At 64.6% G+C, this 15,943-nt stretch carries 15 protein-coding genes; 6 read left to right on the forward strand and 9 right to left on the reverse strand.

Annotation, left to right across the window (positions count from 1 at the left end):
* The first annotated feature begins 5 nt into the window (after window positions 1-5).
* The gene (locus HD883_RS09630) at window positions 6-1,622 is read left to right on the forward strand and encodes a sulfatase family protein (RefSeq protein ID WP_179586069.1); all 1,617 of its coding nucleotides are present in this window, start codon (window positions 6-8) and stop codon (window positions 1,620-1,622) included.
* 62 nt (window positions 1,623-1,684) lie between these two features.
* Here HD883_RS09630 and HD883_RS09635 read toward each other — a convergent pair whose 3' ends face one another.
* The 8 genes from HD883_RS09635 to sugE form a co-directional block, all read right to left on the reverse strand.
* Window positions 1,685-2,461 (reverse strand): SDR family oxidoreductase, encoded by a 777-nt coding sequence (locus HD883_RS09635; RefSeq protein ID WP_373563337.1) that lies wholly within the window; start codon window positions 2,459-2,461, stop codon window positions 1,685-1,687.
* A 33-nt stretch (window positions 2,462-2,494) separates the two neighbouring features.
* Complete coding sequence (locus tag HD883_RS09640; protein ID WP_179586065.1) at window positions 2,495-3,355, reverse strand: ABC transporter permease; 861 nt, start codon at window positions 3,353-3,355, stop codon at window positions 2,495-2,497.
* Window positions 3,355-4,350, reverse strand: a complete 996-nt coding sequence (locus HD883_RS09645) for an ABC transporter substrate-binding protein (RefSeq protein WP_179586063.1) — start codon at window positions 4,348-4,350, stop codon at window positions 3,355-3,357. Before HD883_RS09645 ends, HD883_RS09640 begins: the two co-directional genes overlap by 1 nt.
* A gap of 98 nt (window positions 4,351-4,448) precedes the next feature.
* Window positions 4,449-5,234, reverse strand: coding sequence for an ABC transporter ATP-binding protein (locus HD883_RS09650; protein ID WP_218863180.1), 786 nt, complete (start codon window positions 5,232-5,234; stop codon window positions 4,449-4,451).
* A 470-nt stretch (window positions 5,235-5,704) separates the two neighbouring features.
* The gene (gene folE, locus HD883_RS09655) at window positions 5,705-6,250 is read right to left on the reverse strand and encodes a GTP cyclohydrolase I FolE (RefSeq protein ID WP_179586059.1); all 546 of its coding nucleotides are present in this window, start codon (window positions 6,248-6,250) and stop codon (window positions 5,705-5,707) included.
* Window positions 6,251-6,298: 48 nt separating this feature from the next.
* A complete protein-coding gene (locus HD883_RS09660) occupies window positions 6,299-6,577 on the reverse strand; it encodes a hypothetical protein (RefSeq protein WP_179586057.1) in 279 nt (92 codons plus the stop codon).
* A 148-nt stretch (window positions 6,578-6,725) separates the two neighbouring features.
* A complete protein-coding gene (gene murI, locus HD883_RS09665) occupies window positions 6,726-7,673 on the reverse strand; it encodes a glutamate racemase (RefSeq protein ID WP_218863178.1) in 948 nt (315 codons plus the stop codon).
* Window positions 7,674-7,677: 4 nt separating this feature from the next.
* Window positions 7,678-7,992, reverse strand: a complete 315-nt coding sequence (sugE, locus tag HD883_RS09670; RefSeq protein WP_179586055.1) for a quaternary ammonium compound efflux SMR transporter SugE — start codon at window positions 7,990-7,992, stop codon at window positions 7,678-7,680.
* Window positions 7,993-8,272: 280 nt separating this feature from the next.
* On the opposite strand from sugE, the gene HD883_RS09675 reads away from it, so the two are divergent.
* From HD883_RS09675 to HD883_RS09695, 5 genes are all read left to right on the forward strand, one after another.
* Complete coding sequence (locus tag HD883_RS09675; protein WP_179586052.1) at window positions 8,273-9,985, forward strand: tannase/feruloyl esterase family alpha/beta hydrolase; 1,713 nt, start codon at window positions 8,273-8,275, stop codon at window positions 9,983-9,985.
* A 124-nt stretch (window positions 9,986-10,109) separates the two neighbouring features.
* On the forward strand, window positions 10,110-12,107 hold the full coding sequence (locus HD883_RS09680) for an acetoacetate--CoA ligase (protein ID WP_179586050.1): 1,998 nt from the start codon (window positions 10,110-10,112) through the stop codon (window positions 12,105-12,107).
* Between the two features lie 13 nt (window positions 12,108-12,120).
* Window positions 12,121-12,984: an amidohydrolase family protein gene (locus HD883_RS09685; protein WP_179586048.1), complete on the forward strand. Its 864-nt coding sequence runs from the start codon at window positions 12,121-12,123 to the stop codon at window positions 12,982-12,984.
* A gap of 45 nt (window positions 12,985-13,029) precedes the next feature.
* On the forward strand, window positions 13,030-14,004 hold the full coding sequence (locus HD883_RS09690) for a Bug family tripartite tricarboxylate transporter substrate binding protein (protein WP_179586046.1): 975 nt from the start codon (window positions 13,030-13,032) through the stop codon (window positions 14,002-14,004).
* 17 nt (window positions 14,005-14,021) lie between these two features.
* Complete coding sequence (locus HD883_RS09695; protein WP_257022113.1) at window positions 14,022-14,522, forward strand: MarR family winged helix-turn-helix transcriptional regulator; 501 nt, start codon at window positions 14,022-14,024, stop codon at window positions 14,520-14,522.
* Window positions 14,523-14,576: 54 nt separating this feature from the next.
* On the opposite strand, the gene HD883_RS09700 is transcribed toward HD883_RS09695, so the two are convergent.
* Window positions 14,577-15,707, reverse strand: a complete 1,131-nt coding sequence (locus tag HD883_RS09700; protein ID WP_179586044.1) for an AI-2E family transporter — start codon at window positions 15,705-15,707, stop codon at window positions 14,577-14,579.
* Window positions 15,708-15,943: the final 236 nt, after the last annotated feature.

The following is a 15,943-nucleotide window of genomic DNA, read 5'->3' on the forward strand; positions in this document are numbered from 1 at the left end:
CCGTCATGAATCCCGGCAAGCGTCCCAACGTCATCCTGTTCATTACCGATCAGCAGCGCGCCGATCATGTCGGCTTTGCGGGAAACACGGTACTGCGCACCCCGCACCTGGACGCGCTTGCCGCCGACGGCGTGCGCGGTGACCAGTTCTATGTGGCCAGCACGACCTGCATGTCGAATCGCGCCACACTGATGACGGGGCGCATGCCGTCCTTGCATGGGGTGCTGCACAACGGCATCCCGCTGTCGCGCCAGCACACGACCTTTGTTGAGCTGCTGCGCGACGCAGGCTATGCGACCGCCCTGTTCGGCAAGTCGCATCTGCAGAATTTTGGCTACGACAATCCCAACAAGCGCGGCTGGGAGAACCTGAACGGCGGCACGCCGCCCCCGGACGCGCTGCGCGATGCGCACAAGGATCCGCGTCGGGGCCCCGAGTACGAAAACGAATGGACGCCCCTGTGGAAGCAGTCGCCCGATCACGGCGTCGAAACGCCTTTCTATGGTTTTAACCACGTCACCCTGTGCACGCTGCATGCGGACCAGGTGCAGGGGGACTATGCGCGCTGGCTGGCCACGCGTCACCCCGACCCGGACAGCCTGCGTGGCCGCGCGAACGCCACGCCCGACGACCGCTATTGCGCGCCACAGGCCTGGCGCACCAAAGTGCCGGTGGAACTGTACCCGACCACCTTCGTGGCGGAACAGACATCGGGCTGGATCGAAGATCACGTGTCCCGTCCCGACGCGGCGCCGTTCTACATCCAGTGTTCGTTCCCGGATCCCCATCACCCACTGACGCCGCCCGGCAAGTACTGGGACATGTACGACCCCGATGCAATGGCGCTGCCCGCGTCCTTTCATCAGGAAGACAAGCCCGCCTTGCTGGCGGCGGTGCACCGGTACACGCAAGCCGGCGGCAACCGGGAGGCCTACGCGCCCTTTTCGGTGGACGAACGCGAATGCAAGGAAATGATTGCGCTGACCTACGGCATGATCAGCCTGGTCGATGACGCGATCGGGTCGGTCATGAAAACGCTGGACCGGCTGGGCATTGCCGACGACACGGTCATCATCTTCACGTCGGACCATGGCGAAATGATGGGGGATCACGGCATCATGCTGAAGGGTCCCCTGCACTACCGCAGCGTGGCCCAGGTGCCGTTCGTCTGGCGCGATCCGGCGCTGCCGGCGTCTCGCCGCGGCCAGGCTATGCCGGAAGTCGCCAGCACGCTGGACCTGGCGCAGACCATCCTGGCCCGGGTGGGCCTCGCGCCCTATAACGGCATCCAGGGCGTGAACCTGCTGCCGTGGCTGGCGGGCGATGCCACCACTTCGCCTGCCCGTGCCGGCGTGGTGGTCGAGAACGAACCCATGCAATTCCTGTTCGACCGCCCCGCCCGCTTTCGTGTTCGCACCTTGTTCAATGGCGCGTGGCGGCTGACCCTGTCGGAAGACGAGGCCGCGTGCGAGTGCTACGACCTGACAAACGATCCGCAGGAAGTGGTCAACGTGTGGAGCGTGCCTGAAGCCCGCGCACAGCGGGATGCCTTGATCGCTCAACTGGCGGTTGAAATGATCCGGCTGACGGAAACGTCGCCGTTGCCGACCGCGCAGGCATAAAAAAAACCTTGCCGCACTACAAGCCGGCAAGGCTTTTTCTTAGCATCGCCAGCAAGCGGCGATCAGTTCATCACGAAGCCGCCATTGACCGGCAGCAACTGACCGGTCACGAAGCGCGACAGATCCGACAGTGCGAACACCACGGCGCCGCTCACGTCCGCAGGCACCTGCTCACGGCTCAGCGCGCGCTGGTCGTGATAGAGCTTGTGGCGATGTTCCGGCACATATTCCGTGGCTTCGACCAGGGTCAGCCCCGGCGCGATGGCGTTCACGGTGATGTTGTCGGGACCGAATTCGCGGGCCAGCGACTTGGTCATGGCGGTGACGGCGCCCTTGCTTGCCACGTAGGCCAGCAGGTTGGGCGCGCCCCACAACGCCGTGTCGGACGCCAGATTCACCACGGCGCCGCGGCCGGATGCCTTGAGCGCTTCGTGGCAGGCGGTCGTCATCAACCAGGTGCCGCGCACGTTCACGTTCATGACCAGGTCCCACACCTTCGGGTCCAGTTCGAACGCCGTCTTGCCACCGGAATTGGTGATGGCGGCGTTGTTGACGAGGCCATCCAGGGCACCAAGCCATGCCACCGATTGGTCGGCGCATTGCTTGATGGATGCCTGGTCGGCCAGGTCGACGGTCACGCCGAAGACGTCCAGGCCGTCGGCCTGCAGACGCTGGACCGAGCTTGCGAGCAGGTCGGCCAGGATGTCGGCCATCACCACCTTGGCGCCGGCCTTGGCCAGCGCCACGGCAAACTCGAATCCGAGGCCGCGTGCGGCGCCTGTGACCAGGATGCGGCGACCCGCGAGAAGGTTATTGCTGACTGTCGAATTCACGTTCACTTCCAGAAAAACTGCGAGGGGTAAAAAACGGCGTTACACCGTAGACGTTGCGGCACGCGGCATGTAGTGCAGCACGCGCTTTTCCGCCCACACGACCCCAGCATACGCCACGATACCGATCAGCGTCAGCGCGGCGATCGCGACGAACACCGCCGACGTATTGCCCTGGCCTTCCCCATCGACAAGCAGGTAGCCCAGGCCCATGTTGCCGCCAACCAGCTCACCCACGGTCACGCCAATGACTGCCAGCGTCGACGCGATCCGCAAGCCGGAAAACAGCGCCGGCATGGCCGACGGGAATTCCACCAGACGGAAGATCTGGACACGTCCCGCATTGAGCGTGCGGACCAGGTTCACCAGGTCGGGGTCGACCGTGCGGACTGCCGACAGCACGTTGATCATGACCGGGAAGAACACGATCAGCACGGCCACCAGGATCTTCGGGTAGATGGTGTAACCCAGCCACATGACGAACAGCGGTGCAAAGGCCACTTTCGGTGCGATCTGCAATGCCAGGATGTACGGCGAGAAGATCGATTCGGTCGTGGGCGACAGGCCCAGCACCACACCAACCGCCAGGCCCAGCAAGGCGCCCAGCAGGAAGCCGACGAACACTTCGAACGCGGTGATGCCAAAGTGCATGAGCAAGTCGCTGGTGTTCCACATCAACACCGATTCCTGCACCACGCGCGAGAACTTGGGCAGGATGAATTCCGGCATGCCCATGGCAGCCGGACCCCATTCCCACGCGGCCAGGAAGACGACCAGGACAAGCAGGCTGCCAAGCACGGTGGGCAGCTTCTTTTGCCATGCGCCCGGACGGCGGGTGGACGGCGTGCCGACGGCAGCGCCGCCCGCGACGGGCACCGCCGCGGTTTCAACTGAGACAGACATTACCGCGCCACTCCGACAAACTGGTTGGTGTACAGGTCATTGATCGGCGTGGCCTTGGCCACGACGCCTTCCGACACGTAGAACTTCTGCACCGTGTCCAGACGCGCCGGATCCATCTGGCCCAACGGCTTCTGGTTGGCGTAGACGTACTGGTTGTACAGGGCAAACACCTTTTCGATGTTCGCTTCCTTGCCCTTGTAGGCCGGCACGGCTTCGGTGTAGGTCATGGCCGCAGCCTTCGGGTCCTGCATGATGTCCTGCATGCCGCGCAGGGTGGCGCGCACCAGGCGCTTGATCAGTTCCGGGTTCTTCTTGATGGTCTCGTCGGACGCCAGGATGGCCTGCGCCATGCTCTTGAAGTTGTCGGCCACCGGCAGCAGTTCGACGTTGCCGCCCGACGCTTCGTTGGCATCGACCACCCAGTCCGGCACCCCGGCCATGGCTTCGGCCTTGCCTGCGGCAAACAGCTGCCACACGCCGGCCGGGCCAGCGGCCTGGATGTTCAGGTCATTCTTGTTCAGGTTGTACTTGCGCAGCGTGCCCAGCAACGCGTAGTAAGTGGTGTCGGTGTAGGCCATGACCGTCATGGTCTTGCCCTTCAGGTCGGCGGCCGACTTGATCGGGCTGCCCTTCTTGACCGTCAGCAGCGTGAGCGAACCGGCGCCAAGTACGGCCACCGCTTTCACCGGCACGCCGTTGGCGCGCACGATGATCGGCGTGTCGCCGATGGCGCCGCCAATCACGGCATTGCCCGCACCGATCTGCTTGGCCACATCGACGCCGCCCTTGCCGGCCACGAACGTGACCTTCAGGTTTTCATCGGCGTAGTAGCCCTTCTTTTGCGCGATCATCCAGGGCGCGAAAGCGGGCGAATTTGGGGGAGCGGGCAGCAGGTAGGTCACTTCTTCCGGCGCGGCGTGCGCGGACAGCGGCGCGATGGCGGCCAGGGCGACCACGGCAAGATTGAAGCTGAACGAGGCGAAAACGTTTTTCATGAGGGATTCCTGTAGAGACGGGCGTGTGCAGCGTGACGAGGAAATTCGGGATCAATTCGATGCGGTCGAATCAGGGCAGTCGGTTCAAGACCACCGGTTCAATGCAGTTCGGCGCTTTCCTTGCCGACCTTCAGCAATTCCATCAGGCGGCCTTGCAGCGGGCCGATCTCGGGCAGCTTGCGGCGTTCCAGCGGGTTGTCGCGGAACGGCAGGTCGATCTTGATTTCTTCGATGATGGTGCCCGGACGCTCGCTCATCACCAGCAGGCGGTCCGACAGCGCAATGGCTTCGACCAGATCGTGCGTAATGAACAGCGCGGTCTTCTGCTTTTCGAACAGCATCTTGGCCAGATCCTGCTGCAAGACCATCTTGGTCTGCGCATCGAGCGCCGAAAACGGCTCGTCCAGCAGCAGCACCTGGGGATCCACCGCCAGGGTGCGAGCCAGGGCGGCGCGCTGACGCATGCCGCCCGACAGCTGATACGGGTAATGGTGTTCGTAGCCTTTCAGATGGCACTTGGCCAGCAGTTCTTCCGCCACGGCGTGACGCTGGGCCGCCGGGGCGCCGTCGATTTCCATGCCGAGTTCAACGTTGGACCGGATGGTGCGCCAGGGCATGAGCAGGTCTTTCTGCAACATGAAGGCGACCTTGCGGACCGGCTTGGTGACGAGTTCGCCGCCAATGTAGACCTCGCCTTCGCTGGGCAGGTAGAGACCGGCGCCCATGTTCAGCAAGGTACTTTTGCCACAGCCCGACGGGCCGATAAGGGAGACCACTTCGCCGCGGCGAATGGACAGGTTGACATTGGTGACCGCAGCACGCGGCTCCGAGGTCTGGCGATCGATAAAGCGTTTGCCGACCTTGCGGAATTCGATTTCGTTCATGAGGGCTGGCCTGTGTGAAACGCCTGAAAGACAGTTGAATCGCGTTTTAAATACGAAACCCCATCTCATATACGGAACAAGGGTAAAAATATAGCGCCTCGATTTTGGAAGCGCGAGTGGGGTAAACCACTAGCTTAACTAAGCAAATGTCGGGCCATGCAGGGCGTTACGTAGGGAGGAGCGACCGCGCGGCGCAAGACGCACCGCGCTGGCGCGTCCTGGAAGGCGGAAATGGCACGGTGTTGGTGCAGACCCGGTGCCAGGAGGGGCAAGGGTCGACGCGAGGGAGAGAGGGAGAGAGTCCGGCGCGGGGCCGGCAAGCCGATGCGGCCGACGGGTAAGGACTCGCGCCAGGGCAGGGACGCGCAGCCCTTGCTGCGGCGACCCTGTCGGGCCCCGCCTGGGCAGGCCCGTCTGGGCAGGCCCCCCTGGAACGGGCGGCCCCAGGCAAGGCCGGGTCGATCAGCCGATCAGCCGATCAGGTGCAGCAATTCGGCGCGGGTGGCCGGGTTGTTCCGGAATTCGCCGAGCATGACCGAGCTGACCATGGACGAATTCTGTTTTTCGACGCCGCGCATCATCATGCACATGTGCTGCGCTTCGATCACCACGGCAACGCCCATGGCGCCCGTGACCTGCTGGACCGCTTCGGCGATCTGGCGGCTCAGGTTTTCCTGGATCTGCAGGCGGCGGGCAAACATGTCGACGATGCGCGCCACCTTGGACAGCCCCAGCACCTTGCCGTTGGGCAGATAGGCAACATGCGCCTTGCCGATGAACGGCAGCAGATGGTGCTCGCACAGCGAGTACAGCTCGATGTTCTTCACCAGCACCATCTCGCTGGTGTCGGATGTGAACAGCGCGCCGTTCACGATCTCATCGAGGTTCTGCGAGTATCCCTGGCAGAGATACTGCATGGCCTTGGCCGCCCGCTTGGGCGTGCCGTGCAGGCCCTCGCGGGTCGGGTCTTCGCCCAGGCCCTCGAGGATGGCGGTGTAATGCTGCTCCAATGACATAAGTCCTCCAGAGTGTCGTGTGCGTCCAGGGCGCCGGCCTGTCGGCGATCAGCGTCCCAGCCCTTTTTCCAGCAGTTGCGCGACCAGGTCGTTGACCGACACGCCGTCGGCCTGCGACTTCTCGCGGATTTCTTGCGCGAGCGTGGCGGGAATCTTGACGGGGAACGAAATCAGTCCCTGTTCCTGGTCCATCTTGCGCTGGGTGCGGCGATCGACCGCGGTGCCAGCGGCCGACGCGCCCGTGCCAAAGCGGTCGGGCAGGTTCGACTGCTTCATGGCGCCCATGATCTTCAGGGCCTTGTTCTTTTCGAGGTCAGTTTTTTTCATTGCGGAATCCGGGGGTCAAGCGCGTGAGGATACTCTGATTCGATCATTGCGCGCCGCGGTACGGATGAGCCCTCATGGATACTCAGGTCCCGATGGACGGGCGCAATCGGGTGCATTCGGACGCATTGCAGCGCATCGCGGCGGGGGTTCAACAATAGGGTTCGGGCAGGCGGCGGACGGGAGCCAGTCCCGGCATGAGCCGGTCGACACGCGATTGCACGACCGTGGGATCGCCGCTGGTCCACATTTCGATGCGGCCGGCCGCGCCCGAGGCCTGGCGCAGGGGCGTCACAGCCGCCCGGACCGATGACGCCGCCGCCAACGACAGGCCCGGCGACACCGCTGACGACAGCGCTGACGACATCCCCGCCGCCGCTGCGGCGCCGGGCTCACGCGCCAGCAGTTGCCGCCGCAGTTCCAACGCAAACGGCAACCCGGTTTCCAGTACCGGAAAGTCCGGGCCGACGCGCTCGCGCACCAGGTCCACCAGAAACGGAAAATGCGTGCAGCCCAGCACCAGCACATCGGCGCCCTGCGCCAGAAGGTCGTCGATCGGTTCGAACACGATACGCCGCGCGTCTTCCGGTGATGCGCCCTGCTCCACCAGGTCGACCCAGCCCGGACAGGCTTTGAGCAGCACTTGCTTGCCGGGCGCTTCGCGGCGCACCAACTGCTGGAACTTGGCGCTGAGTAAGGTGCCGGTCGTGGCCAGCACCCCGATCACCCCGGACCGCGTCAGGCGTGCCGCCGGCTTGACCGCGGGTTCAATGCCGATGATGGGCAGGTCGGTGTGCTTGTCGCGCAAGACCGCCGCTGCGGCAGCGGTTGCGGTATTGCACGGAATGGCGATTGCCTTGACGCCGCGCGACAGGAAATAGTCGCTGATCCGCCATGCCCGCTCCACCACATAGAACGGCGACTTCTCGCCGTAGGGCAGATGGCCGGCGTCGGCGATATAGATCAGGTCATCGGCCGGCAGCAGTTCGCGAATCGCCGGCAGCACGCTCAGCCCGCCCACGCCAGAGTCATAGACGCCGATCGGCGCGCCACCCACCACGACGTCCCCGCCCGCTGCACCTTCACGTATCGAATCCATCCCGTCAGCTCGCCAGCTTCAGGCCGATGATGCCGGCCACGATCAGCGCCACGCTGACGAGGCGGCCCGGGGTGGCCGGTTCGGCGAACAGCACCATGCCAAGAATGACGGTGCCCACGGCGCCGACGCCCACCCAGACGGCATACGACGTGCCGACCGGCAAGGTCCGCATTGCCACGCCCAACAAGCCCACGCTGGCCGCCATGGCTGCAAGCGTGCCGACACTGGGCCACAACCGGGTGAACCCTTCGGTGTATTTGAGGCCGATGGCCCATACGATCTCGAGCAGTCCCGCGAGCACGAGGATGATCCACGCCATGCCATTCCTTTGAACATTGCCCGCAAAGCCTGCGGGCAGCGACGATTTTACCCAAGCCGTGCACGGGTTGCCGGAAGCGCCGCCAACGCGCGCCATGGCACACCCCTTGCTTTTCAAGCTTGCCGTTCATGTAGCGGCCACTTCATGAGTTGTTCAGAGGCCACTTAACGCCCCAGCACGGCCCATCGCGCCCGAACACGCATCGCTTTGGCGCAGGGCCGGCACTGGCATGGCGCACTCCCCATGGCTTTTCGTTCTATCAACCTGCGCAAGGATGGAAATGAAACACGCTCTGCACGAAGTTGTTCGGTCCGCCGTTGGCGTCGGACTCGGCGTCGGTATGGTCGTCACGCTGTCGGCATGTTCCGGCGACGATGATGACGCGCCGGCCCCCTCCCCCACCTTCACTCAATCCTGCTCGGCCCTCGTCGGCCGTGCCGTTCCGGGCGGAACGGTCACCACCGCCGAATTCGTGGCGGCCACGGCGGGCACCGTCACCGCGTCGTCCTTTCCCGATCATTGCCTGGCGCGCGGCGCCATGAATGCGCGCACCGGCATCGACAACAAGCCCTATGCATTGGGCTTCGAACTGCGATTGCCCGTCACGTGGAACAGCCGTTTCTATTACCAGGGCGGCAGCGGCGTCGACGGCACCCTGTTTGTTGCGACCGGTGCCTACCCGGCTGGCGGCAATACGCGCAATGCCTTGCTGGACGGGTATGCCGTCGTCACCACGGACTCGGGCCATCGAGCCGAAACGGGCGTAGCCAACGGATCCTATCTGTTTGCCGTGGACCCGCAGGCGCGTCTGGAATACGGGGATCAGCAGGTGCCGCAAGTCACCGCCGCCGCCAAGCAATTGATCAACAACTTCTATGGCAAGGCGCCGGACAAGTCCTACTTCGTGGGCTGCTCGAACGGCGGCCGCCAGGCCATGATCGCCGCGCAGCGCTACCCCACCTTGTTCGACGGCATCGTTGCCGCGGCACCGGGTTTCCGCCTGACGCAGGCCGCCGTGCAAGGGTCGGTCTACCAGACCCAACTGCTGGCAACCATTGCGCCAACCGGCGCCGATGGACGCCCCGACATCAGCCAGTCCCTGACCGACACCGACCTCAAGAGCATCAGCAATCGCATCCTGCAAAGTTGCGATGCGCTGGATGGCGCCACCGACGGCATCGTCAGCAAGCTCAGCGCATGCCAGCCTGACCCGGCAGCATGGGCGTGCACGGCCGGCCAGACCACGGACTGCCTGACGCCTGCCAAGGCCGCTGTCGTCAAGCAGATCTTTGCCGGCGCCAAGACGTCCACCGGCGCGCAGATCTATGAACGGTGGTCGTTCGATCCGGGCATTGCCGATGCGGGCGCATGGCGCACCTGGTTCCTGGGCAGCCGGTCGCCCAACAATGCGCTGCTCAGCATCTTCGCGGGCGAGCTGTCGCACATCTACACGTCGCCGCCCACGGTGACGCCAGACCTGTACGGCTATTCGCTGACAGCCAATGTCGACGCCGAATACGCCAAGACGCGCGCCACCACGCCGATCTACACCGTGTCGGCCGAGTCCTTCACCAACGCCGAATCGCCCAACCTCGACGCCTTCAAGGCGCGCGGCGGCAAGCTGCTGATGTTCAATGGCACCGCCGACCCGGCGTTCTCGTTCCCGGACATCGAAGCCTATTACCGCAAGGTGCAGGCGCGCTACGGCAGCGACAACGCAGCGGAAAGCGCCAGGCTGTTCGCGGTCCCGGGCATGGCGCATTGCAGTGGCGGCAGCTATGGCACCGACCAGTTCGATGCGTTCGGTGCGCTGGTGAAGTGGGTCGAGCAAGGCGCTGCACCCGACACCATGACCGCCACCGCGCGTGCCGCGGCAGGTGCGCCATGGCCTGGCCGCACCCGTCCGTTGTGCAGCTATCCGAAAGAAGCCATCTACAAGGGCACCGGCAGCATCGAAAGCGCAGCCAGCTTCGAATGCCGCGCGCCAAGCTGATCATGGCGTGACATAAGTCGTACCCAGGGCGGCGCGTTCGGGTTTGTCTCGATGCGGCCGCCCTTCCCGGTTCGTATAGTTATAAAACATATCTATTATTGTTTATAACTATCCGGGAGACACCATGCACGAAGGCGACGAACTCTGGCGACCGGGTCCTGACCACATCGCGGCCAGCCGCCTTGGGGCCTTCACGACCTGGTTGGCCCGATCGCGCAGCCTGACCTTTGCCGACTACGCGGCCCTGTGGCAATGGTCGGTCGACGACCCCGACGCCTTCTGGTCCGCGGTGTGGACCTTCTGCGATGTGCGCGCCGACGGCTCGCCCGACCCGGTGCTGGCGTCCCGCGACATGCCGGGCGCACGCTGGTTTCCGAACACCCGTCTGAACTACACCGAACACGTTTTCCGCCACGCCGGCAGCGCGTCGCCTGCGCTGCTTGCCCGCAGCGAAGGCCAACCCGACCGCACCGTCAGCTGGACCGAACTGGAACGCACCACGGGCGCATTGGCGGCCAGCCTTCGCGCCCTGGGCGTGCAAGCGGGTGACCGCGTCGTTTCTTACATGCCAAACACGCCCGAGACCGTCATTGCCTTCCTGGCCTGCGCCAGCATCGGCGCGATCTGGTCCAGCTGTTCGCCAGAGATGGGATTGTCGGTGGTCGTTGACCGCTTCCAGCAGATCGAACCCAAGGTCCTGTTCGCTGTCGACGGCTACCGCTACAACGGCAAGCCGTACGACCGGAACCGCACCGTAAGCGATCTGATCGACGCGCTGCCCACCCTGACCTGCGTGGTGCACGTAACGCGCAATGAGGGCACCCAGGGCGGCACGGCCACGGCACCTGACTGGCCACACCTGCGCAGCTGGAATGACCTGACGCGCGATGCCGCGCCGCTGCGCTTCGACCGCCTGCCGTTCGATCACCCGCTGTGGATCGTGTATTCGTCGGGGACGACCGGCCTGCCCAAGGCGATGGTGCATGGGCATGGCGGCATCGTGCTGACGCACCTCAAGACCCATCAGTTGCAACACGACGTGCGGCCGGGGGACCGGTTCCTGTTCCTGGGCAGCACGGGCTGGATCGTCTGGAACCTGATGGTGGGCGGCCTGCTGTCAGGCGCCACCGTGGTGCTGTCGGATGGCAATCCGGCCTGGCCCGACACGCAGGCCCTGTGGCGCTTCATCGACGAAGCGGCCGTCACACATCTGGGATGCGGCGCCGCCTTCCTGATCCAGAACATGAAAGACGGCGTGGAACCGGCGGGCACGTTCGCGGCGCTGCGCGCGATCAATTCGACAGGATCGCCGCTGCCGCTCGAGGCCTATGCCTGGGTCTATCGGCACGTCAAGGCCGACCTGTGGCTGGCGTCGATCAGCGGCGGCACCGACATCGCCTCGGGCTTCGTGGCGTGCGCGCCCACCTTGCCCGTCAACGCCGGCGAAATCCAGTGCCGTGAACTGGGCGTGGCCGCCTGCGCCTTCAACGAAGACGGACATGCCGTGATTGGCGAAGTCGGCGAACTGGTCATCACCCAGCCCATGCCGTCCATGCCGCTGTACTTCTGGAACGATCCGGGCAACGCCCGCTACCTGGCCAGCTACTTCGACACCTGGCCGGGCATGTGGCGGCACGGTGACTGGATCCGCTTTACCGAGCGCGGCACCGCCGTGATCTACGGCCGGTCGGACACCACCATCAACCGGCACGGCATCCGCATGGGCACGGCCGAAATCTACCGGGTGGTGGAAGACCTGCCCGAGGTCGCGGACAGCCTGGTCGTCGACCTTGAATACCTGGGCCGGCCGTCGTACATGCCGCTATTCGTGGTGATGGCGCAGGGCGTGAGCCTGGATGAATCCCTGAAGGCACGCATCAAGGACCAGATCCGCAGCAAGGCGTCGGCGCGGCATGTACCGAACGACGTGTTTGCCGTGCCGGCCATCCCGCGCACCCTGACGGGCAAGAAGATGGAATTGCCGATCCGCAAGCTGCTGCTGGGGGCGGATCCCGCCAAGGTGGCGAGCCCAGATGCCATGGCCAATCCGGACAGCATGCCGCTTTTCATTGAATTCAAGACCCGCCTGGACGCGCTGCTGAACCAGCCCCAGGTGAGCTGAGCAAGGACATCCCATGGATATTTCCAACCTGATTGCCATCGACATGCACGTGCATGCCGAAGTCTCGTGCCGCTGCGCACCCGACCTGTTCGGCAAGGAATTCGACGACGCCGCCGAAAAATACTTCAAGTTCCAGCACCGCCCCACGATCCCGGAAACCATCGCACGCTATCGCGAAGCGCGGGTGGGGCTGGTCATGTTCACGGTCGATGCGGAATCGAATCTGGGCCGGCGGCGCATTCCGAACGAAGAGATCGCCGAAGCCGCGCTCGAGAACCAGGACATGATGCGGGCCTTTGCCAGCATCGATCCGCACAAGGGCAAGATGGGCGCCCGCGAAGCCCGCCGGCTGATCGACGAATACAAGGTGGCCGGCTTCAAGTTCCATCCCACCGTGCAGGGATTTTTCCCGAACGACGAGATGGCCTATCCGCTGTATGAAGTGATTGCCGAAGCCGGCCTGCCAGCCATCTTCCACAGCGGTCATTCGGGCATCGGGTCGGGCATGCGCGGCGGCGGCGGGCTCAAGCTCAAGTACTCCAACCCTATCCATCTGGACGACGTCGCAGCCGATTTCCCCGACATGAAGATCATCATCGCGCACCCGTCGTGGCCCTGGCAGGACGAAGCGCTGTCGGTCTGTCTTCACAAACCGAATGTGTGGATCGACCTGTCGGGCTGGTCGCCCAAGTACTTCCCGAAAGAACTGATCCACCAGGCCAATACCCAGCTCAAGCACCGGATGCTGTTCGGGTCCGACTTCCCGCTCATCACCCCCGAGCGCTGGATGAGCGATTTCGAAGCCGCCGGCTTTCGCCCAGAGGTCCACCCCCTGATCCTGAAAGACAACGCTTCAGCCTTGCTGGGCTTTGCCTGACGGTCTGTTCGTCTGCTCATGACATCGATAAAAAACGGAGACACGATGCGCACCTTTTCCCTGTCCTGCACCCCCTTGCTGGTGGCGGCCCTGACACTGACCGCCAGCCTGCCCCTGGCTGCCCAGACCTTTCCCACCCGGCCCATCCACATCGTGGCGCCGTTCGTGCCGGGCGGCCCGGTCGACATCATGGCGCGGATCCTGTCCGAGAAGCTGTCGACGTCGATGGGCACGACCGTCATCGTCGAAAACCGGCCCGGCGCGGGCGGCAACGTGGGCGCGGAATATGTCGCCCGCGCAGCAGCGGATGGGCACACCTTGCTGCTGGCATCGGGCAGCATCCTGACCATGAACGAGGCCATCTACCCGACACTGAACTTCAGCCCGTCAAAAGACCTGGCGCCGATCACCGTGGTGGGTGACATGCCCCTGATCGTCGCCATCCACACCGACGTGCCGGCCAGGACCCTGAAGGAATTCGTGAGCTACGCCGAAAAGCGCGAGACCTTTTTCAGCTCGCCGGGCAATGGGACCACAGGCCATGCCGCCACCGCGCTCTTGAACACGACGGCCAACACCAAGGTCACGCACGTTCCGTACAAGGGCGGGTCGGAATCGGCGCGGGCCGTGCTGACCGGCATGGTGACCGGCGCCATCGACACGCCGCCGTCCTTGCTGCCGCATATCCGCACCGGCAAGGTGCGTGCGCTGGCAGTCGCCGGCCCCAACCGCCTGGAGCAGTTGCCCGACGTGCCGACCACGGCGGAGGCGGGCATGCCCGATCTGCAGGTTCTGACCTGGTTCGCGCTGGTCGCGCCCGCCGCCACCCCGCCCCAGGTGATCGAACGCATCAACAAGGAAGTGCGGCAAGCCCTGGCCTTGGATGATGTCAAGAAACGTTTCGATGGCATGGGGATACGGCCTGCGGGCAACACCCCGCAAGAGTTCGCCAGCTTCGCGGCGGCCGAACGGAACAAATGGGGTAGGATTATCAAGCAGGCAAACATCCGCATCGAATAACTACGTACCCCCTTCCTTTGACCTCTGCGACCGCTCACGACCCCTCGCGCGCCCTGGCGCGCGACACCCTCCGCGATGCCTCCTCCAGCGACGCGCTGAATGAAGACTTCCTGCTCGGACTGGTCGGTCACAGCGCGCGCCTGGCATCGTCCAGCATCCGGCCGCTGTTTGTCGAACGGATGGCGCAATACGATTTGCGGCAGGCCGAATTCGCGGTGCTGTCCTTGCTGCAGGCCAACCCCGGCATCAGCCAGCGCCGTCTGGCCGACGCCATCAACGTGTCGCCGCCGAACATGGCGTCGGTGCTGGCAAGGTTGGTGGAACGGGGACTGGTGCAGCGCCAGCGCGATGCCGCCGATCAGCGCACGCAGGTGCTGGCGCTGACGTCGGCCGGAACCTTGTTGTACCGGCGGGCGGCCGCCACGGTGGCGACGCTGGAGCGCGAGGCCACGGCAGTCCTGAGCGACAAGGAACTTGCCGAGCTGCTCAGGTTGCTGCGAAAACTGTCAGGAAGATAGCGGGAACGCCTTGCAGGCAAAAGGCGCCCGGCAGTCACGCCGGGCACCCTGCCGTCAGGATTTGTCCACCGGCTTGGCGGGCGATACGGACGGCAGCACATGGATCACCGCCCGGCTGGCCACGTCGCGCTCTTCCTGCACGGCCTTGAGCCATTCGCGCCACACGGCCACCAGCAACGCCATCAGCACCGGGCCAACGAACAGACCCACCAGACCCATGGTCTGCACACCCCCCACCAATCCCATGAAGGTCGGCAGGAACGGCAGCTTGACCGGGCCGCCCACCAGACGCGGGCGCAGGGTCTTGTCGACAATGAACAGTTCGATCGTGCCCCAGGCAAACAAGGACAGGCCGGCCACCAGGTTGCCCGAGCCGACCAGGTACAAGGACACCAGCGAGAACGCCAGCGGCGCGCCCCCGGGGATCAGCGCCATGAAACCGGTCACCAGACCCAGCAGCACCGGCGACGGCACGCCCGCGATCCAGTAGGCGGTGCCCAGCACCACCGCTTCGCCCACCGCGATCAGCCCCATGCCGGTGACTGTGGCGCTGACCGTTGCCGGCACCACGCGCGAAAACTGCACCCAGCGTGCGGGCAGGATCCGTTCGCCCACGATGTCCAGCTGCGCCACGATGCGGTCGCCGTCCTTGTAGACAAAGAACAGGATGATCAGCATGAACACGATCGTCAGCGCAAAGTGGAAGGCATTGCCCGTCGTGGACAGCACCACGCGGTAGATGTTGCCCAGGTGTTCTCCGCTGATCAGCTGCACCCAGGACCCCAGCGCCTGCGGCTGGCTGAGGTGTTCCTGCCAATAGCCCGACAGCCGGTCACCGACCAGAGGCAGGCCCACCAGCCAGTTCGGCACCGGCATGCCGTAGCGGTTGCCTGCCAGCAGCCAGCCCACGAAATTGCTCGCTTCGTGGATACCGTAGGACGCTGCCAACGACAGGGGCACGACCAGCCCGACCAGGATCACGATCAGCGCGACGGCCGCAGCCGCCGTGTTGCGGCCCCCAAGCGAGCGCAGCAACTTCTTGTACAAGGGCCAGCTGGCGAATCCGATGATCAGCGCGGCCAGGCCAGGCACCAGGAAACCACTGAAAAAATAGACGCCCGCGGCGAGCACCAGGACCAGCAGCCAGCGGGCAACAAGTCGGGCAGAGAAAACAGGTGACGTCATTAGTCTTGGAGGGTGCGAGCTAGAGGACAGCCTCACTGTACCAGCACTGACTCCAGGCATGGCGGCGGCTTGCTAGCACAGCGGCCGGCCATTGCGGCCCGCCCTGGAAATTCCACGTACTGGAAAGTGCTCAGGCCCGGTGCGCGCTGTCGCGGATTCGGCCACATCCTTCAGGATTCGCGACGAACTCATCCATGCGAAAGCCTCGCGTGTGATAGTGTTTCGGGCGGCATCGT

It is taken from the genome of Pigmentiphaga litoralis, from assembly GCF_013408655.1.
Classification (GTDB): Bacteria; Pseudomonadota; Gammaproteobacteria; order Burkholderiales; family Burkholderiaceae_B; genus Pigmentiphaga; species Pigmentiphaga litoralis_A.